This window comes from Frigoriflavimonas asaccharolytica (genome assembly GCF_013294015.1).
Taxonomy (GTDB): Bacteria; Bacteroidota; Bacteroidia; order Flavobacteriales; family Weeksellaceae; genus Frigoriflavimonas; species Frigoriflavimonas asaccharolytica.
Genome location: NZ_JABSNO010000015.1, coordinates 60,291 through 79,175 on the forward strand (window position 1 = coordinate 60,291; position 18,885 = coordinate 79,175).

General features: G+C 31.7%; 24 protein-coding genes and 1 tRNA gene. 15 read left to right on the top strand and 10 right to left on the bottom strand.

Annotation, left to right across the window (positions count from 1 at the left end; translation table 11 throughout):
• Positions 1-90: 90 nt before the first annotated feature.
• Positions 91-1,152 (bottom strand): branched-chain amino acid aminotransferase, encoded by a 1,062-nt coding sequence (locus tag HNQ03_RS10440; protein ID WP_173779626.1) that lies wholly within the window; start codon positions 1,150-1,152, stop codon positions 91-93.
• An 81-nt stretch (positions 1,153-1,233) separates the two neighbouring features.
• Between HNQ03_RS10440 and mnmD the strand changes: the two genes are divergently transcribed.
• Together mnmD and HNQ03_RS10450 are read left to right on the top strand one after the other, a co-directional pair.
• Positions 1,234-1,914: a tRNA (5-methylaminomethyl-2-thiouridine)(34)-methyltransferase MnmD gene (mnmD, locus tag HNQ03_RS10445; RefSeq protein WP_173779627.1), complete on the top strand. Its 681-nt coding sequence runs from the start codon at positions 1,234-1,236 to the stop codon at positions 1,912-1,914.
• 4 nt (positions 1,915-1,918) lie between these two features.
• Complete coding sequence (locus HNQ03_RS10450; RefSeq protein ID WP_173779628.1) at positions 1,919-2,341, top strand: NUDIX hydrolase; 423 nt, start codon at positions 1,919-1,921, stop codon at positions 2,339-2,341.
• A 1-nt stretch (position 2,342) separates the two neighbouring features.
• Here the strand turns inward: HNQ03_RS10450 and HNQ03_RS10455 are convergent, their stop codons facing one another.
• Positions 2,343-3,044, bottom strand: coding sequence for a DUF4294 domain-containing protein (locus tag HNQ03_RS10455; protein ID WP_173779629.1), 702 nt, complete (start codon positions 3,042-3,044; stop codon positions 2,343-2,345).
• A gap of 52 nt (positions 3,045-3,096) precedes the next feature.
• Here HNQ03_RS10455 and HNQ03_RS10460 point away from each other — a divergent pair, with 52 nt between their 5' ends.
• The 8 genes from HNQ03_RS10460 (at position 3,097) to HNQ03_RS10495 (ending at position 7,602) form a co-directional block, all read left to right on the top strand.
• Positions 3,097-4,173 (top strand): M42 family metallopeptidase, encoded by a 1,077-nt coding sequence (locus HNQ03_RS10460; protein ID WP_173779630.1) that lies wholly within the window; start codon positions 3,097-3,099, stop codon positions 4,171-4,173.
• Between the two features lie 99 nt (positions 4,174-4,272).
• On the top strand, positions 4,273-4,527 hold the full coding sequence (locus HNQ03_RS10465) for a DUF6364 family protein (protein WP_173779631.1): 255 nt from the start codon (positions 4,273-4,275) through the stop codon (positions 4,525-4,527).
• The gene (locus HNQ03_RS10470) at positions 4,517-4,954 is read left to right on the top strand and encodes a type II toxin-antitoxin system VapC family toxin (RefSeq protein WP_173779632.1); all 438 of its coding nucleotides are present in this window, start codon (positions 4,517-4,519) and stop codon (positions 4,952-4,954) included. Before HNQ03_RS10465 ends, HNQ03_RS10470 begins: the two co-directional genes overlap by 11 nt.
• Positions 4,955-5,259: 305 nt before the next feature.
• A complete protein-coding gene (locus HNQ03_RS10475; RefSeq protein WP_173779633.1) occupies positions 5,260-5,685 on the top strand; it encodes a hypothetical protein in 426 nt (141 codons plus the stop codon).
• Positions 5,686-5,698: 13 nt separating this feature from the next.
• Complete coding sequence (locus HNQ03_RS10480; RefSeq protein WP_173779634.1) at positions 5,699-6,190, top strand: hypothetical protein; 492 nt, start codon at positions 5,699-5,701, stop codon at positions 6,188-6,190.
• A gap of 174 nt (positions 6,191-6,364) precedes the next feature.
• Entirely contained in the window at positions 6,365-6,649 is a 285-nt protein-coding gene (locus tag HNQ03_RS10485; RefSeq protein WP_173779635.1) for an addiction module antidote protein, read from the top strand.
• 59 nt (positions 6,650-6,708) lie between these two features.
• Positions 6,709-7,359, top strand: a complete 651-nt coding sequence (gene rpe, locus HNQ03_RS10490; protein ID WP_173779636.1) for a ribulose-phosphate 3-epimerase — start codon at positions 6,709-6,711, stop codon at positions 7,357-7,359.
• 27 nt (positions 7,360-7,386) lie between these two features.
• Complete coding sequence (locus tag HNQ03_RS10495; protein ID WP_226927492.1) at positions 7,387-7,602, top strand: DUF3253 domain-containing protein; 216 nt, start codon at positions 7,387-7,389, stop codon at positions 7,600-7,602.
• Between the two features lie 74 nt (positions 7,603-7,676).
• Here the strand turns inward: HNQ03_RS10495 and HNQ03_RS10500 are convergent, their stop codons facing one another.
• Entirely contained in the window at positions 7,677-9,065 is a 1,389-nt protein-coding gene (locus HNQ03_RS10500; RefSeq protein WP_173779637.1) for a DASH family cryptochrome, read from the bottom strand.
• A gap of 164 nt (positions 9,066-9,229) precedes the next feature.
• Complete coding sequence (locus HNQ03_RS10505) at positions 9,230-9,649, bottom strand: nucleoside-diphosphate kinase (protein WP_173779638.1); 420 nt, start codon at positions 9,647-9,649, stop codon at positions 9,230-9,232.
• A gap of 296 nt (positions 9,650-9,945) precedes the next feature.
• Here HNQ03_RS10505 and HNQ03_RS10510 point away from each other — a divergent pair, with 296 nt between their 5' ends.
• The gene (locus HNQ03_RS10510; protein WP_173779639.1) at positions 9,946-10,122 is read left to right on the top strand and encodes a histone H1; all 177 of its coding nucleotides are present in this window, start codon (positions 9,946-9,948) and stop codon (positions 10,120-10,122) included.
• A 110-nt stretch (positions 10,123-10,232) separates the two neighbouring features.
• Here HNQ03_RS10510 and HNQ03_RS10515 read toward each other — a convergent pair whose 3' ends face one another.
• The 6 genes from HNQ03_RS10515 to HNQ03_RS10540 all read right to left on the bottom strand — a co-directional run bounded on the left by HNQ03_RS10515 (position 10,233) and on the right by HNQ03_RS10540 (position 15,591).
• Positions 10,233-10,736 (bottom strand): endonuclease V, encoded by a 504-nt coding sequence (locus tag HNQ03_RS10515; RefSeq protein ID WP_173779640.1) that lies wholly within the window; start codon positions 10,734-10,736, stop codon positions 10,233-10,235.
• A gap of 70 nt (positions 10,737-10,806) precedes the next feature.
• Positions 10,807-11,733 carry a ribosome small subunit-dependent GTPase A gene (gene rsgA / locus HNQ03_RS10520; RefSeq protein ID WP_173779641.1) on the bottom strand — a complete coding sequence of 309 codons (927 nt, stop codon included), beginning with the start codon at positions 11,731-11,733 and terminating at the stop codon, positions 10,807-10,809.
• A 50-nt stretch (positions 11,734-11,783) separates the two neighbouring features.
• On the bottom strand, positions 11,784-12,866 hold the full coding sequence (locus tag HNQ03_RS10525; RefSeq protein ID WP_173779642.1) for a chorismate mutase: 1,083 nt from the start codon (positions 12,864-12,866) through the stop codon (positions 11,784-11,786).
• A gap of 202 nt (positions 12,867-13,068) precedes the next feature.
• Positions 13,069-13,590: a hypothetical protein gene (locus HNQ03_RS10530; RefSeq protein ID WP_226927493.1), complete on the bottom strand. Its 522-nt coding sequence runs from the start codon at positions 13,588-13,590 to the stop codon at positions 13,069-13,071.
• Positions 13,591-13,670: 80 nt separating this feature from the next.
• Complete coding sequence (gene dnaX / locus HNQ03_RS10535; protein WP_173779643.1) at positions 13,671-14,756, bottom strand: DNA polymerase III subunit gamma/tau; 1,086 nt, start codon at positions 14,754-14,756, stop codon at positions 13,671-13,673.
• Between the two features lie 400 nt (positions 14,757-15,156).
• Positions 15,157-15,591 carry a type I restriction enzyme HsdR N-terminal domain-containing protein gene (locus HNQ03_RS10540; RefSeq protein WP_173779644.1) on the bottom strand — a complete coding sequence of 145 codons (435 nt, stop codon included), beginning with the start codon at positions 15,589-15,591 and terminating at the stop codon, positions 15,157-15,159.
• 6 nt (positions 15,592-15,597) lie between these two features.
• On the opposite strand from HNQ03_RS10540, the gene holA reads away from it, so the two are divergent.
• From holA to HNQ03_RS10560, 4 genes are all read left to right on the top strand, one after another.
• Entirely contained in the window at positions 15,598-16,629 is a 1,032-nt protein-coding gene (holA, locus tag HNQ03_RS10545) for a DNA polymerase III subunit delta (protein ID WP_173779645.1), read from the top strand.
• Positions 16,630-16,963: 334 nt separating this feature from the next.
• Positions 16,964-17,938, top strand: a complete 975-nt coding sequence (gene trxB, locus HNQ03_RS10550; protein ID WP_173779649.1) for a thioredoxin-disulfide reductase — start codon at positions 16,964-16,966, stop codon at positions 17,936-17,938.
• Positions 17,939-18,304: a fluoride efflux transporter CrcB gene (gene crcB, locus HNQ03_RS10555; RefSeq protein WP_173779646.1), complete on the top strand. Its 366-nt coding sequence runs from the start codon at positions 17,939-17,941 to the stop codon at positions 18,302-18,304.
• Positions 18,305-18,388: 84 nt separating this feature from the next.
• Positions 18,389-18,473: transfer RNA gene (locus HNQ03_RS10560), tRNA-Ser, on the top strand.
• The last annotated feature ends 412 nt before the right edge of the window (positions 18,474-18,885 follow it).

Sequence of the window (18,885 nt, forward strand, 5' to 3'; positions counted from 1 at the left end):
AAATAAGAATTTACGATCAAATACAAAAAAATAAAGCCAGAAACAAATCCGACTTTATAATAATTTATGATATTTTCTTAAAATTAAATTTTAATTATTCTTCTCAACTTTTAATCTCCATCCAAAAGGATCTTCACATAAGTTGGATTGTATGGATGTTAATTTATTTTTAATCGTCAATGCATAGCTATCTTCATCAGACAATTCTGGCAAATCATATTTTTCATTTTGGAAACCGAAAGATTTAAAAACAGTTGTTACCACAGCTGTTCCAACTCCCCACATTTCTCTTAATGTTCCATTTTTCTGAGCTTCCATCACTACATCTACAGATATTGGCTCCACTTGTACATTCATCTGTAGACTTTGCGCCAATTGTATGAAGCTATCTCTGGTTACACCATCCAATATTTTTTCAGAAATTGGTGGAGTATAAATAGTATCATTAATTCTCACAAAAACGTTCATTGTTCCGCTTTCTTCAAGATATTGGTGCGTAGAATCGTCTGTCCAAACTATTTGGTCATATCCTTCTTCCATTGCCAATCTTGTTGGGTGAAAAGCTGCAGCATAGTTTCCTGCCGCTTTCGCGAATCCTACTCCACCGTTTGCAGATCTAGAATAGTATTCTGCAATTTTCACAGAAACTGGTTCTGTATAGTACGATTTTGCAGGTGTAGCTACAACAGCAAACATATATTTCTCTGAGATTCTAGCTTTCAAAATTTCTTCTGTAGCAAAAATAAGCGGGCGAATGTATAAAGACAAGCCTTCTCCATGAGGAATCCACGCTCTTTCCATATCTACTAATGTTTTGATGCCATCCATGAACATTTCCTCTGTTACTTCTGGCATTGCCAATCTGCTTGCAGATTTATTTATCCTTGCAAAATTTTTCTCTGGTCTAAATAAAAATACGTCGCCGTCTTTATCTTTGTAGGCTTTCATACCTTCAAAACAGGCTTGTCCGTAGTTGATTCCCATCATTGCCGGCGAAAAACCAAGTGGACCATAAGGAACTATTTTTGGTTCGCCCCATTTTCCATTTTCAAATTCACAAATCACCATGTGATCTACAAAAGTATTTCCAAAAGAAAAATTTTCTGGATCAAATGTTGAAATTCGAAGATTGTCAGATTTTTGAATGATCATTTCTTAAAATATTGAGGTTAATTTTTGCTTATAAATAATTCACTAATATAATAAATTTAGTTTAAATTTGAAAAAAAACCTTTGAATAGAATTATAAAAGATACCAAAGACGGAAGCAAAACACTATACGTCAATGCTTTAGATGAAACTTACCACTCCCATCATGGTGCATTGCAGGAGGCGGAACATGTTTTTATTAAAAATGGATTGAAAAAGATAAATCTTAATCAGATTAACATTTTGGAAATGGGATTCGGTACAGGTCTGAATGCTTTAGTTACAATTGATGAGTTTTTGAAAAATGAATCTATCAATAAAATTAACTATTATACCTTAGAAAAATATCCCGTAAATTGGAGTGAAATAGCAGAATTGAACTATTCTCAACATTTTTCTTCAGAAAATATGATTATTTTTAATCAGAAGATTCATGAAGCAGAGTGGGAAAAACCTGTAGAAATACTCCCAAATTTTAACTTAATAAAAATAAATCAAGATTTTTTTAATCTGGATAAAATTGATTTGCCACCTATTGATGTTATTTATTATGATTGCTTTGGAGCGAGAGTACAGCCAGATTTGTGGGAAGAAAATTTAATAAAAATGACCACAGACAAAATGGCAAAGAATGCCTTGTTCACTACTTATTCGTCTAAAGGAAGTGTGCGTAGAATTTTGCAAAGTTTGAATTTGAATGTAGAAAAACTAGCCGGACCTCCCGGAAAAAGAGAAATGATGAATGCTTGGAAAAATGAATTATAATAATATGATAGACAAAATAAACGTTAGAATATACGCCGCTGCAATAAATAACGGAAAAGTACTTGCCCTTTTTGAAGAATATGCTGGCGAAAAATTGATAAAACTTCCTGGTGGTGGTTTAGAATTTGGCGAGGGAATTTTAGATTGTCTACATCGCGAATTTGCGGAAGAATTAAATGTAAAAATTAAAATCAAAGAGCATTTATACACCCAAGAAAATTTTCAAGTTTCTAAATTTAGACCAAACGAGCAACTTTTGACAGTTTATTATATTGTAGAGATTATAAATATGGAAGATTTTTTAATAATGGATTCTTGTATAGAAAAGGTAGAATGGTATCCAATTGATGCTAAGATCAACCCCTTCAAACTACCAATTGATATCATCGCTTTCGAAAAATTACAAGAAAAATTTTTAAGAAAATAAATTATTTCTTCATTTTGTAATTTTCATAGCCATCATAAGGTTGCAGATAACCAGCATTCCAATTACTTTGCAAAAGAGATTCTAAAAATAAATCTGTCCTATTATTATAAGGATCATAGGGTTCTTTGATGCTTACGTCTGCTATATTTCCCTTCACATTCCACCAAAATGCACTCCAGTTCCCACGCAATTCTTTAATGATCTCAAACACTGTTTTTCCGGTTGCTCTGTGCAATAATTTCGTAAAAACTTTGCCTTCCGTTGTTGTTAAATTCATTATTTGGGATTGATATTCATCTGCGAGAGCACTTTGTTTTTGACGAATTAATTTTCTTTGATCTTCGCGCGGAAGCGCTGCAACTTCTTCCTGTATGTCTCTATATTGCTCCAAAGCTTTTAAAAATAAGGGATACACTCGGTACAATTTTTTATTCAAAAAATAATAATAATTGCGATCTAGCTGGTTGTTAAATTTTGGTTTGTTGGCGATGATCAATTCATCCATTACCACCACAGTTTCCCCATTTATATCGTAAATTTTCGCTTTTTGCTTAGCATCATAATAATATTTATTACCAAATTCGTCCGTTTTCAGATCGCTAGATTCGTAGGAACTTAATGGTTGTGCGATTATTGGATCCTGTGAAAAAGCAAAAACTCCCAAAAACATCAATAAAACTAGATAAAACTTATTAAAATTCATTATTTTTACTCATTCAAATTAAAAAAAATACTCACAAAAATCATTCCCTTTTATGAAGTTTCCAAAAAAATCGCTCACGTTTCTAGAACAATACTTAAATACATCTTCACCAACTGGTTTTGAAAGAGAAGGTCAGAAAGTTTGGATGGATTATTTAACGCCTTATGTAGACAAGATAGAAGTAGACCATTATGGTACATGCTATGGAATCATCAATCCAGAGGCAGAATTTAAAGTAGTGATAGAAGCACATGCAGACGAGATTTCTTGGTATGTGAATTATATTACAGATGATGGAATGATTTACGTTATCCGAAATGGTGGATCCGATCAGATGATTGCACCATCAAAAATAGTAAGCATCCATGGCGAAAAAGGCATCGTGAAAGGTGTTTTTGGCTGGCCAGCAATCCACACAAGAATGGGTGCAGAAAAAGAAACCACGCCAAAATTAGAAAACATCTTTATAGATTGTGGCGCAATTACGAAGCAAGAAGTAGAAGATTTAGGAATTTATGTTGGTTGCATGATCACTTATCCCGACGAATTTTTTGAGATGAACGACAGATATTTCGTTTGTAGAGCTTTAGACAATAGAATTGGTGGATTTATGATTGCCGAAGTGGCGAGACTTTTAAAAGAAAACAAAAAAACACTTCCTTTCGGATTGTATATCACCAATTCTGTGCAAGAAGAAGTGGGATTGTATGGTGCAGATATGATTGCAGATACCATAAAACCAAACATCGCCATCATCACAGATGTTACGCATGACACGACAACACCAATGATTGAAAAGAAAAAAGAGGGCGACCAAAAATGTGGAGACGGACCTGTAGTTTTCTTTGCGCCAAGTGTGCATCACACCATCCGAGAATTGATTGTAAAAACGGCAAAAGACAAAAAAATACCTTTTCAGAGAGCTGCAGCAAGCAGAGCAACTGGAACAGATACCGATGCATTTGCACATTCTAATGGCGGAGTTCCATCTGCATTGATTTCTTTACCATTAAGATATATGCACACCACCGTAGAAATGGTTGCAAAAGAAGATGTAGGAAATGTGATACAATTAATTTATGAAACTTTGCTGGAAATAAAGCCAGAAATGAAGTTGAAGTATCATTAAAAAGACAATAGACTAAAAGATGAGAGATAAGTGATTTAGAAATTTGCACGTGCTGAAAAATAAAAATAAACACGTATCTTTGTTTTAAATCAAATTGAAATGAATACTAAATTAACTTTAACGATAGAAAAAGAAGTTATAGAAATTGCAAAAGAATATGCAAAAGAAAAAGGGCAAAGTCTTTCTGAAATGGTAGAAAATTACTTCAAATTTGTAACTGTAAATAGAAAAAAAGTAAAGGAAAAAGAACTTTCATCTAAAGTTCGGAAATTACGCGGAATCATAAAAAGTGACGACCAATTTGACTACAAGAAAATTTTAACCGAAGAACTTTCTAAGAAATATGGCGTATAAACTTTTTATAGATTCTGATGTGGTCATTGATTTTTTTACATACATAGAACCTCATGCAAATCCTGCTAGTGAACTTTTTGAATTAAATGAAATTGGAGAAATTAAATTGTATTTGTCCGCAGTTAGCATCAACAATATTTACTACATCGTTAGAAAATTTTTAGGTTCGAAGAAAACTCTGGAAGTTATTGAGACATTAACAGAAATGACTGAAATAATTGGAACAACGAAAATTGAAATCTTACAAGCATTAAAAAATGATTTTAAAGATTTTGAAGATTCAATCCAATATTCGTCTGCATTAACTATTACAGGTTTAGATGCGATAATTACTCGTAATATCAAAGACTACCGAAATGCTTCAATTGCTGTGATGACGCCTTTGAATTTTTTGAAGATGAAAGAGAAGAATGAGAAAATAAAATAATCACTTTTGCATGATCTTTTCTTCAATTTGTCTTTGCGAGAAACGAAGCAATCTTATTTATTAATTGGTGTTTTTATGTTGAAAAAAGGATCTAACACAAATTAAACTTCAAAATTTAGAATTCTAAAAAAAGTAAAATATTTGAAGAAGTTTTTTTATATTTGTTCTTTATATATAGAGAGTTTTTATTTCCATTAAAAATAAAAGAGTTATATAATAAAATGGGCGGGCAAAAATTAATATAAATATATTCCAATTCGACGTCTTTAGCTTCAAAGAGAAGTAAATCGGGAATAATTATTAGTATGAAAAAAATTCTATCGACTCTTACTATTTTAGCATTAATTTTCTCAGTTTCTTGTTCATCAAGAGACGATTCAAGTTCTACAGAAATGAGTAATACCACAACTACGGTGGAAACTAATACTTGGGTAAAACTTACAGCAACAACTTCCGCTAACGTCAACAAATCAAATTATATAATAATGATGTTTGACCAACCCGTAACAAATACAGCAGCATTACCTCCAATTTTAAAACAGGTAACTACTGATGCGAATGGTTTAGGTTATTTAGATTTAAATTCAATAATTACAAGTACCACTCTTAAAACATACTATTTTGAAGCATTCGTTCAAAATGGAAGCAATTATACTTTAAAAAGTATAACTCATCCAACTTTTAATATTTCGAAAGGGAAAATGATCACAAGTTCAATTATTGTAAATTAAGAATCAAAATAAGATGAAGAAAAATTTAATTATATTAGGTACTGCATTAATACTTACAAGTTGTGGAAGTTGGAATAGGATTGGAGATTTAACTTCAATTTCAAACAGGAATGTAGATGATAGTAAAAAATATACGCTTTTAACTCGAGAAGTTGAAGCTGTAGCAGAAGCTGATAATGACGCTTTAGAGCAAGCTGTAGATAATTTAACTAAAAAATACGAGGGTGAGTTTTTACGAAATGTTAAAATCTACGTTAAAAGCAATGGTAAACAAGTAAAGATAATTGGTGATGTTTGGGGAACACAAAATACATTAATAAATGTAACTACAGAAGCAAATGCAAATATAACTTTGAACGTAGGTGATAGTATCGTTTTCAATAGGAAAGGTAAGATTACAGAAGGAAAAATTATTGGTATAAATTCTAATATCATTATTGTAGAATATAATGGTAATAAAAAAATAGAGTTAAAATATGACCAAGTAACAAAAACAAACAAATAGTAAAATCCTCTGAAAAATAGTTTAAATTAAAGCCTCCATAAAATATTTTTTGGGGGCTTTTTTAATAAATACAGAGAAATAAAATAAATTCTAAAAAATGGGAACAAAACTAATTTCCCCTTCCCTACTTTCTACAGATTTTGAAAATTTGGAATCAACTAAAAAAACAGAAAAATGGAAACAACAAAATTTGATATAGCAGATTATTTAGACAGCAACGAAATGATTGCAGAATATCTTAATTCCGTATTGGAAGAAGGAAATGAATCAGACGTTGTAGTTGCAATTGGAAATATTGCCAAAGCTATCGGTATGACAAAAATAGCAGAAGAAACTGGAATGAGCAGACCAAGCTTGTACAAAGCTTTATCTGATGGAGCAAAACCACAATTTTCAACAATAATGAAGGTGCTAAAAGCTGTCGGTGGCCAAATTCAAATAAATCCTGCAACTGCATAAAAAAGAACAATTTAACTTTAAAATTTTTACTTCTTAGCTTTTACTTTTTACCTTAAAATATGAAAAACAAACTCATCGCTCCTTCCCTACTTTCCGCAGATTTCGGGCATCTGAAAAGAGATATAGAAATGTTGAACGATTCTCAATCCGATTGGTTGCATGTAGATGTGATGGACGGAAGGTTTGTACCCAATATTTCTTTCGGTTTTCCTGTGATGAAAACCGTGAAAGAACATTCCAAAAAATTTGTGGATGTGCATTTAATGATTGTAGAACCAGAAAAATACGTAGAAGAATTCGTAAAACAAGGTGCAGATTTAGTTTCTGTGCATTATGAAGCTTGCACGCATTTGCACAGAACCATACAATTAATTCAAGATTCTGGCGCAAAAGCTGGCGTTGTTCTCAATCCTTCTACACCAGTTTTGATGCTAGAAGACATTATAGAATTGGTAGATTTGGTATTATTAATGAGTGTAAACCCCGGATTTGGCGGACAAAAATTCATTAAAAACACCTATAAAAAAATAGCAGAAACGAAAGATTTAATTTTATCTAATAATTCTACCGCTCTAATACAAATAGATGGTGGCGTAAATTTAGATAATGCTGCCAAACTTTTTGATGCTGGTGCAGATGTTTTGGTTGCCGGTAATGCTGTTTTTTCAAGTGACAATCCTGCGAAAACTATTGAACTCTTAAAAGTTTAAGTTTTAGATAAATTTTTAAAATTTGATTTGAAAATTTCAAAATTAATAGAAACTTCTCATCTAAAATTCGCAGAAATCCGCGGGATGGACAAAACTTACTGCCCGTCAGAAGTTGCTAGGGAATTATTTCCCGAAGATTGGCGAGATCATATGAATTTTGTAAGAGAAGTAGCAGACAAAATGGTTTTAGATGGTAAATTGGTCGTTCTTCAAGAAGGAATGGTACAAACCAATTTACCTTAAAAACTAAAAGGCCCTATTCGTTTAAGAAAAAAAGAATGATTTAGTGTCTTAATTCTTAGTAAATTTTAAACTATCTAGTCCAATAATTTCTGAATTAAATTTATTGCTCTGGTCCATTTTTTATAAACTTCTATCGGTTTTGGATAATCTGGTACTTCAAATTCCCACGGAATTAAAGTCTCAATTTTGTTTTTTCCTTTTAATTCGGGAATCCATTCTTGTATGTATTCTTGTGCTTTGTATTTGTTGGATTGATGTACAGGATTGGTGTACCAAATTTCAAAAGCTTGCATGTGCCAATTCATCCAATTGGAAGAAACATCATAATCTATCAATTTACTTTCAAAATAAGCAGCTCCCCAAGTCCAATCAATTTGCAAATCGTGCACAAAATAGCTAGCACAATTCACACGTCCGCGGTTGCTCATGTATCCTACTTCATTCAATTGTCGCATGTGAGCATCTATAAAAGGAATTCCCGTATTGCCTTCACACCATTTTTGAAATTTCACAGGATCATTTTCCCAGTGAATTTCTTTGTTTTTGTATCCTTTTGTGTAGAAAATTTCATCGCCAAAACGCATACCTTTAAAAGTAAAATAATCTCGCCATACCAACTCAAAAATTAACCACCATGTACTTTGATTTTTTTTAATCTGTTGCTCATATTCTTTCACTACTTCATAAATTTTACGAGGAGATATGCAACCTAATGCTAAATACGGTGAAAATTTTGAAGAGTAATCTAAACCTTGAGATCTATTTCTAGACCAACGATATCCCGTTAATAATTCAGATTCAAAAGTATAATATTGCAATCTTTCTAATGCTTGTGTTTCTCCTCCTCGCAATATTGGCTTTGCAGAATCATATTCTTTTTTTGTAAATCCATATTTTTTGTAAGATGGAAATTGAGTGCTTTTGGCATTTTTGCAAGAAATTATTTTTTCAGGTGCTTCAAAAATTTTTCTAGGTTCTGCTTCTTTTCCAGCTGGGATTCTGTATGCTTTGCTGGTCAATGGTATTTCAGGAATTGCAAAAGGGATGTCGTTTTTATGATATAAAGTTTTCCCCCAATAGAAATGGAAGTTAGTAGCAGGTATTTTATGCTGCAATTCTTTTATAATATTTAATTCTTCGCTTGCATATTCTTCTTCCGCATAGATGTTCAAGATATCATATTCTTCAATTAAATTAGGAATAAAATCTGATGCAGACTTGTCACTTATTATTAGATGCCCTCCTATTTTTTCTAAATTTTCTTTTAAATCATCTACAGATTGCTGTAAAAATTTAAATCTATTGATATCAACTTTTCGAAATCCTAGCGAAATATTTTTAAAAAGATTGGGTTCTATACAAAAACAAAAGACCAGTTGGTCGCATTCTTCCAAAGCTTTTTGCAAAGCCTCATTATCATGCAATCGTAAATCATTTTTGAACCAGACAAGACCTTTTTTCATTAGAGATATTTTAAAAATCAATGAAATAAAAATAGGAATTATTAGATGAGGCTAATTATTTAATTTTCAATAATCTTTGTATGCAAAACGAAAAAACCACAAGATTAAACTTGTGGTTTTTTATAAAAAATTTAAATTTACTATTTAAATTACTATAGAATTAATTAGAAAATTTCTTTTCCTGCAAAGTGAAATGCTGCTTCAATTTGAGCATTCTCGTCAGAATCTGAACCATGTACCGCATTTTCTCCAATAGATTTTGCAAACATTTTTCTAATTGTTCCTTCTGCAGCTTCTGCAGGATTTGTAGCACCAATTAAACTTCTAAAACTTTCTACTGCATTCTCACCTTCTAATACAGCTGCTACAATTGGTCCAGAGCTCATAAAGTCTACCAATTCTCCGTAGAAAGGTCTCTCTGCGTGAACTTCGTAAAATTTTTGTGCATCTGCAACAGTTAGTTGTGTTAATTTTAAAGCTTTAATTTTAAATCCAGCTCCAGAAATCTTGCCTAATATTGCACCAATGTGACCATCTGCAACAGCATCTGGCTTTATCATCGTGAAAGTAATATTTGTACTCATATTTTTATTTTTTTTAGTCGCGCAAAAGTACAAAAACTTTAAAGAATATTTAACAAATATTTTAACACTTGTTTTTAAATCGTGGCATACATCTTGCAAATATGATTGTAGATTCTCATAATTTAATTTGAGTTTTCATGGTTATTAGTTTTTACCCCAACTTCGGTTGGGGTTTTTTTATGAATTAACTTAATAAATTTTGTTAAAATTCGCTACAATGCAGATATTTTAGTCCGTTTTATTTTTTATTTTCATCTACAAGCAGTATTATTGCATTACTAATTAAAAAATATATTATGAAAGAACTAGTAGAAAAGATCCACGCAGAATTTGAAGCATTCAAAACAGAATCTGATTCTCTAATGGAAAAAGGTGTAAAAGCTGCAGGAGCAAGAGCAAGAAAAGCAACATTAGAACTAGAAAAAATGTTGAAAGAATTTAGAAAAGTTTCTATCGAAGAATCTAAAAAATAATAATTTACCTATTATTTTTAATAAAGCTGAAGTTTGAACTTCAGCTTTTTTTGTTTTTTTAATTTAATCAAGTATTGAATTTTTCTGTTGCTATAGAATTTTGATCATATCTATTCTATTCTGGTCAAGTGATCCACAGTTTTAAGCAGCGTTGGAATTCTGTATTCACCTTTCATATCTTTGATTAGCTTGCTTGCTATATCTAGATCTATTCCAATAGAAGTTATGAATAAAGGGTTTTGACTACCACCGCGGTATATTTTTTCTCTCAAATTTTCTATTGCGAAAAAATCTCTTTTTGCCACACCGATGATGGGAATTTTACGATCTAAATTTTCGTATAAATAAGCTCCTAATCCTTTTTTTTGATGATCATCTAAATATACGAAACCATCAATAATTATCAAGGTTACTTTGTTTAAATCAATACCTTTAATTAGGCTTAAAATACACGGTAACTCTCTTTTATAAAATTCGCCCGAAACATATTCTTGAATGCCTTCAATCGTTTCTTCGAGTACTTCATATTGATCTTCTTTAGCCCAATCTTCAAATGAAATGCATACAGTTTTAGCTTTTGAATCAAAATAATAAGTATCAAATAATAAAATCATATATTTTCTTCATTTAATTATAAGTACTAGTTTAGATATAACAAAATCTGAAGTTTCAATAATTAAAGTCTTATTTTTTCTCCATTTCATCAGCTTCTTCCATCAATTTTAAATAAGTAATATATCTAGAAACTAGAATTTCGCCATTTTCTGTAGCATTTAACACCGCGCATTTCGGTTCATTGATGTGCAAACAGTTATAAAATTTGCATTCATCACTTTTTTTAAAAATTTCTGGAAAATAATGTTGAATTTCCTCGCGCAAAACATCAATCATTGCAAATTCTCGAACTCCAGGAGTATCTATCACGCTTCCTCCAAAATCCCAGAAATGCATCTGCGCAAAGGTTGTGGTATGTTTTCCTTTAAGTTGAGATGCAGAAATTTCATTTGTTTTAATGTGCAAATCATTTTGAAGTGCATTTACCAAAGTAGACTTTCCTGCCCCAGAATGTCCAAAAAATACAGAAACTTTATCCTTAATTTTTTGCTGCAAAATTTCCAAATTAAATTTAGAAAAAGCCGAAATTGCCAAGGTTTCGTAGCCTATTTTTTGGTAGTCTGCTTCTATTTCTGTTACTATTTCTTTTTCTGCATCAGTTAAAAGATCAACTTTATTGAATAAAATGATGGGCTTTATATCGTAGGCTTCGCAACAAGCTAGAAATCTATCTAAAAAACCAAGCGAAGTTTCAGGATATTTAAGTGTAAATAATGCACACGCAATATCTATATTTGAAGCGATAATGTGCGCTTCTCTAGAAAGATTTACAGATTTCCGGATAAGATAATTCCTGCGCGGTTCTATTTTAGTAATCCACGCTACATCATCAATCTCCAATTGAAATTCTACATAATCTCCGACGGACAAGGGATTTGTTAATCTATTTTTTAGTAATTTAAATTTTCCACGAATTCTAGCCTCATATACAATTGATGTATCCGAATCTTTTACTTGGTACCAACTTCCGGTAGATTTTATGATGAGACCTTTCAATTGTTAAATTTTTTTTTCATGCTTTAAATTATAAAAATTTACTATAAAAACTAACTCCCATTATTCATAATTCCATTTTGAACTTCTACAGATTCTTCGTGAATTGCTTTGAAGACCTTTTCTATGAATGAAGCAGACATATTGGTAAGACTTGCTTTTTGTAGCGCATACTGATTGATAATTTTCCAACGTTCTGGTTGAAATACAGCAATATTGTTGTCTTTCTTGTAGATTCCAATTTTTTCAGAGATTTTCATTCTTTCAAAAAGTAAATCTATCAATTGAGAATCTATATCGGAAATAATGCTTCTATTCTGCTCTAAATTTTCTTGCGATAAATCTGAATTGGCATTCCTAATTTTTAAATTTGAAATTAAGGTAGCCAAAACTTCTGGCGTAATCTGCTGACTTGCATCACTCCAAGCAGCATCTGGATTGCAGTGTGTTTCTATCATTGCGCCATCATAGCCTAAATTTATAGCATTTTGAGTAAGTTCTGCCAAACCATCCCTTTTTCCAACAATATGTGAAGGATCTATAAATAAAGGAATATTTGGAAATTGATTTTTGAAATCTAAAGCAATTTGCCAATTCGGCGTATTTCTGTAATTTGTTTTTTGGTACGTAGAAAAACCACGGTGTATTGCACCTAAATTGGTGATGTTTTTCGCCAACAATCTTTCAAAACCACCAATCCACAAAGCTAAATCTGGATTTACTGGATTTTTGACTAAAATAGTTTTTTCAGTTCCTTCCAAAGCTTCTGCAATTTCTTGCATGGTAAAAGGATTAACGGTAGATCGTGCTCCAATCCAAAGAATATCTACATCTGCCTTTAAAGCAGCTTCTACATGATGCGAATTTGCTACTTCTGTAGCAGTTTGAAAACCAAACTCTTCTTTCACCTTTTTTAGCCAGCCCAAACCGATGACTCCAACTCCTTCAAAACCATTAGGTTTCGTACGTGGCTTCCAAATTCCTGCGCGAAATATTGGAATTTCTAAACCGGAATTTTTGATTCTTTCTGCAGTTTCTAGCATCTGAGTTTCGCTCTCTGCACTGCAAGGTCCTGCGATTATGATGGGATTTTTGAAATTATTTTTCCAAGAATTTTGTATGGTATTAAGTTCCATTAATTATAAATATTTGATAGTAAATTTTACAAAAGTACAATTTTTCAGTTTAAAAATATTATTATAAAAATAGAAAACCTTCTACCACAAAAATAATAGCATTTTTAATAAATTATCTAATAGAAAAAGCCAAATTTCCCTAAGAACACTTTAAAAATTGAGCGTTAAAAAGAATGCAGGTAGTTTTTTCAGTTCTTACAATTTAGTCTAGATCAAATTTAAAGGTCTTATCTAGTTCTCGCAATAATGGATTTATTTCGCAAAATGAATCAAAAATTGTTCGTTTGGTTGTCGCTTGTTTTTTCATTTGTCCACCAAGATTTTCAAACTTTATTTCTATGCTGTGGTTATTTACTACATGAGAAAAACCGTTGAGAAAATCATGAGAGATTTTATCAAATTCAGATTTTGCAGTGTGAGATGGAAAACGTATTTCGATGGTATTTTCTTCAAGTTTTATCAACTTAAATCCGCTTATGGCATTGTAGGTAACAATATCATCTTTGCGAATATTTTCTAAAAAAGAATGCCAATATTTTTGCAAATCTGTTTCTGTGAAGTGATTTGCGGGAAGATTTTTTGTAAGATTTTCAGAAGTAGATTCCAAAATTTCTTCTGGTTTTGATTCTAAAATGTTTTTTATACTAAATTTAGAAGGTGAAGATTGCTTCAATAGAGGTTTTTCCGCTTTTTTTACTACAACTTCTGCAGGAATTTCTTCCAATATTGTAGGAGCTTTTACGGGCTTTTCTACATTCTCTTTTACTAAATCTTTTGAAATTTTTTCAAGAAATGGCGCTAGAATTAGGAACTTTTTTTTTTACTAATCTCTTCAGCTGCAGACAAACTGGACAATTGCATCAAAGCAATTTCTACGGTTAATCTAGGATTTTTTGAATTTTTGTAATTGATGTCTGCAAAATTGCAAATTTCTATGGCATCTATCAACATCTGCGCTTTCCATTTTGTGGCTTGTTCAGATAGTTTCACTTTGGTTTGTTCGCCAGTTTCTATTAAATGTAAGGTTGCAGCATTTTGCGCCATCATCAAATCTCGGAAATGATTTCCTAAACCTGCGATGAAGAGGTGCGCATCAAAACCTTTCTTCAAAATCTCGTTGAAATGCGTCAAAACTTCGGCAATATTATTTTCAAAAGTAGCGTCTACAATTTTTAAATATTGATCATAATCCAGAATATTTAAAATATCTGCAGTTTGCTCTAATGTTATATTTTTTTTTGTGAAAGTAGAAAGGCGATCGAATATAGAAAGTGCATCTCGCAAAGCACCATCAGCTTTTTGTGCAACTAAATATAGTGCGTCTTCTTCATATTTCACGTCCTCTTTTCCTGCAATTTCTACCAGATGTTTTTGGATATCTTCAATAGTGATTCTATTAAAATCATAAATCTGACATCTTGATAAAATGGTAGGAATTATTTTGTGCTTTTCTGTAGTTGCTAAAATGAAAATTGCATGTTCTGGCGGTTCTTCCAAAGTCTTCAAAAAAGCGTTGAAAGCTGCAGAAGAAAGCATGTGAACCTCATCAATGATATATACTTTGTACTTCCCAACTTGCGGAGCAAAGCGAACTTGGCTCGTTAATTCTCGGATATCATCTACAGAATTGTTGGATGCGGCATCTAATTCAAAAATATTGTAGGCAAAGCCATCTTCAGAAGTAGATCCGTCTTTTTCATTTATTTTTCTAGCGAAAATTCTAGCACAAGATGTCTTTCCCACACCACGTGGTCCGCAGAAAAGCAAAGCCTGTGCAACGCGATTGTTGGCGATGGAATGCTCTAAAGTTTCTGTAATATGAGATTGTCCAACAACAGTATCAAACTCTTTTGGGCGGTATTTTCTTGCAGAAACTATGAAATTTTCCATTGGTCAAAAATAGGAAAATTATTTTTAATATGTAGTGAAATTCAAGAGCGAAATACTCAAATATTTTTATAGAATTAAATACCTATTGTGGATTTAGAGTTTAAAATGTAAAATCAGTTAATTAAAAAAATAAACGCAAAGTTTTCTTTTTACGTCATATTTAAGTTAGCAAAGTGGAATCTGCAAGCAGATTTGATTAAGCGTTCGCTTCAAATGCGAATATTCGCATTCTTTGCTTACTTAAAATAAATGTAAATAATTGAAATTCTTTGCGTTAAAAAAAATATTCCCAAATGCACAACAAGTATTAATTTTTCAATAAAGGTTTTTCATTTTTTAAAATTGGAATATATTTTCAGGGATAAATTATCTTTAGATAAATTGCTAATAGACATTATTTCTAAAATTCTTTAGGCTCAAAAATATAATTTTCATCAATAAATTTTGCCGTAATATGTTGAATCCCATTAGATAAAATTATTTCTTCCGCGCAAACAATAGAATTATATCTGGCAGTTTGTTCAAAGGTTTTTTCTGTCAATTTAATGTTGGGCGCTTTACATTCAATTAAAATAATCGGTTTCGTTTTTTCTGTGATTAATAGATCCAATCTTTTGGTAACATTATTTATTTCGATTTTCTTTTCTACTATTAATGCAGATGCAGCGTAATTTTTAATTTTCAAAAAGTAAAGAATCCAATGTTGGCGCACCCATTCTTCTGGTGTCAGCAGAAACCAATTTTTGCGCACCAAATCATAAATAAAAATCTTATCTTTGTTTTTCTTGAGTTTGAAATCAAAATTTGCGCTGAAATTTAGTTTTGGCAGTTCCATTATTTTATGAAAGAATTAAATTCTGTCCTCAAATCTATTAAAAATAAAGAACTTCTACCCTTTTACTTTTTTCAAGGCGAAGAACCATATTATATAGATACCGTTTTAAAGGCCTTTGAAAACGATGTATTATCCGAAGATGAAAAAGCTTTCGGGCAAACAGTAATCTACGGAAAAGACACGAATGTTGCCGAAATAATATCTTTGGCGCAGCAAGTTCCTATGTTTGGAGATTTAAATCTCATCATCGTGAAAGAAGCGCAAGATTTACATTTGAGTTTGGAAGCAGAGAAGATTTTCAACAAATATTTGGAAAACCCCGTTCCAACCACTACTTTAGTTTTGGGTTATAAGAAAAAAGGTTTAGACAGTAGAAAAAAATTCACAAAAACGCTGAAAGCCAATAAAATGCTTTTTGATAGTGAACCAATTCGAGATTATAATCTTGCAAAATGGATCGCCGAACAATGCACAGCTTTAAAAATACAAACTGCACCAAATATCTCTCATTTGCTTGCAGAATATCTTGGGAATGATCTTTCTAGAATCATTAATGAATTAAATAAACTGCAAATGCTTTTGCCAAAAGATGCAGTTTTGAATGAAGCATTGGTAGAGAAACATATTGGAATAAGCAAAGAATACAACGTATTTGAACTTCAAAATGCAATTGGTAGTAAAAATGGTAACAAGACCTATAGAATTGTTTATTTTATGGGTAAAAATCCAAAAACCAATCCATTGATTATGACGGTTGGAAGATTGTTTGATTTCTTTTCAAAACTGATGATTTATCAATTGATGGTTGGCCAAAATCCTCAAAACATTGCTACAGCATTGGGTGTTAATCCATATTTTATAAAAGATTATGCAGAAGCAGCAAGAAATTACCCCTTAAAACATATTTCTAAAATTATTTCTACATTGCGAGATGCAGATATGAAGAGCAAAGGTTTGGGCGCAAACCAAACTTCTGATAGTGAACTTTTGAAGGAAATGGTTTATAAAATTTTGAATGCAGGCAGTTTGAGGAAATAATTAATAGAAGATGATTGCTGAAAAAATGGTGGCAGAATTTTGCGATTTGATCAGATTTTAATGTGATTTTTTATCAATTTTTAGCAACCAAAGTTTATTGGATTTTTTTTCGTGAAAAATGAAGGAGAAAAGAAGGCATAAATGAGAGAAGAGTGATTGCGTTTTAGAAGTTTACGAACAGACTGCAAGCTTCCCAACTAAAAGTTATTATTCACAATTTTAGAAAATATCTATTTGCGGCATCGCAAAAGAATTCTGCGCAAAGGAAATAAGTTAATTAAATTTCCGAAATTTGCAGACTCAATTAAAAATTAAAAAAAATACATCCTTATATATGGAAGAGCAAAATATTTTAGACTGCATCATTGTTGGTTCTGGACCAAGTGGTTTTACCGCAGCTATCTATGCAGCAAGAGCAGATTTAAAACCAGAATTATACACAGGACTGGAACCTGGAGGACAATTAACAACCACTACAGAAGTTGATAATTTTCCGGGGTATGCAAATGGAGTAACCGGACCAGAAATGATGATCGATTTGCAAAAGCAAGCTGAAAGATTTGATACGAAGGTTCATTATGAAATGATTACCAAAACAGAATTTTCTAATGAAGTTGGTGGTATTCATAAACTTTGGGCAGGAAAAAAAGAGCTTTTTGCAAAAACAGTAATCATATCTACAGGCGCAACGGCAAAATATCTAGGATTAGATGATGAGAAAAAGTATTCTGGTGGTGGAGTTTCTGCTTGCGCTACGTGTGACGGATTTTTCTACAAGGGAAAAGACGTCATCGTAGTTGGTGGTGGAGATACTGCTGCAGAAGAAGCAACTTATCTTGCAAAATTGTGCAAACATGTAACTATTTTGGTTAGAAAAGGAGAGTTTCGCGCTTCGAAAGCAATGATCCACAGAGTTGATAATACTGAGAACATAACGGTATTGTTTCATCATGAATTAATAGGTATTGAAGGTGAAAATAGTTTGGTAGAAAGAGCTGTTGTCATTAATAATGAAACGAATGAAGAATCTAAAATAGATGTTCATGGAATTTTCATCGCGATTGGTCATAAACCGAATACAGATATTTTCAAAGATCAATTGACAACGGATGAAAATGGATATTTGGTAACGGATTCTAAATCTACAAGAACTAATTTCCCAGGAATATTTGCTGCGGGTGATGTACAAGATCACATCTACAGACAAGCAATAACTGCTGCTGGAAGTGGTTGTATGGCTGCAATGGATGCAGAAAAATATCTGGGTGAGTTGGAAAACAAGCCAAAAGATTACATAGAATATAATTAATTGAAAGCATTAATCTATATATTTATTGGTGGAGGTTTAGGAAGCGTTATGCGTTTTTTGATTTCAAATTTTTCTCAAAAACTTTGGAATATCAAAGGATTTCCTTTTGGAACCTTTACCGTAAATATTGTAGGTTGTTTTCTAATTGGCCTGGCTTCAGCTTATTTTTTAAAGGTTGATAATTATCTAAAATTTTTAATAATAACAGGATTTTGTGGAGGTTTTACTACGTTTTCCGCATTTTCTATTGAGAATTATACGCTTTGGCAGGAAGGTAATTATGGCATTTTAGCATTATATGTAGGTTTGAGTATTTTGATAGGTATTTTGGCAATATTTTTAGGATTTTGGGTTTTAAAAAATTAATTAATTTTTTTTATAAAATATTTGGCCAAGTAGAAAAACAACCTTATATTTGCACTTCTGAAAACGGAAACAAATTCAGAAATAGGAGAGATGGCAGAGTGGTCGATTGCGGTAGTCTTGAAAACTACTGACTGTAACAGGTCCGGGGGTTCGAATCCCTCTCTCTCCGCAAACAAGTCTGTAAATCTAGTATTTACAGACTTTTTTCTTTTCAAAGGACTAAAACAGGGACTAATTACGCACAAAACTTGGGGATTAAGAGATCAGGCGTATAATTTTTGGGGTAAGAAATATTTGCGCTAATCTGAAGATAAAAAAAACAACTAAATTAATTTTACGATTTCTTAAAATGCCAATTATATTCTTTTGATAAATTCTTTATTTTCACGTCAATTTAGAAATAGAAGACAGCACTTCCTTTTTATAACTCAAAGTTAAATAAAGCACCGCTCTAATTATCACAACAAAAAACACAATGTTAATTATGGTAATAGCGTGATTAATTCCTGGACACATAAATTAGTAATAACCTTAAATTTGTGTCATGAGTTTACATCGAAAAAAATGGAAGCAAAAAGAAA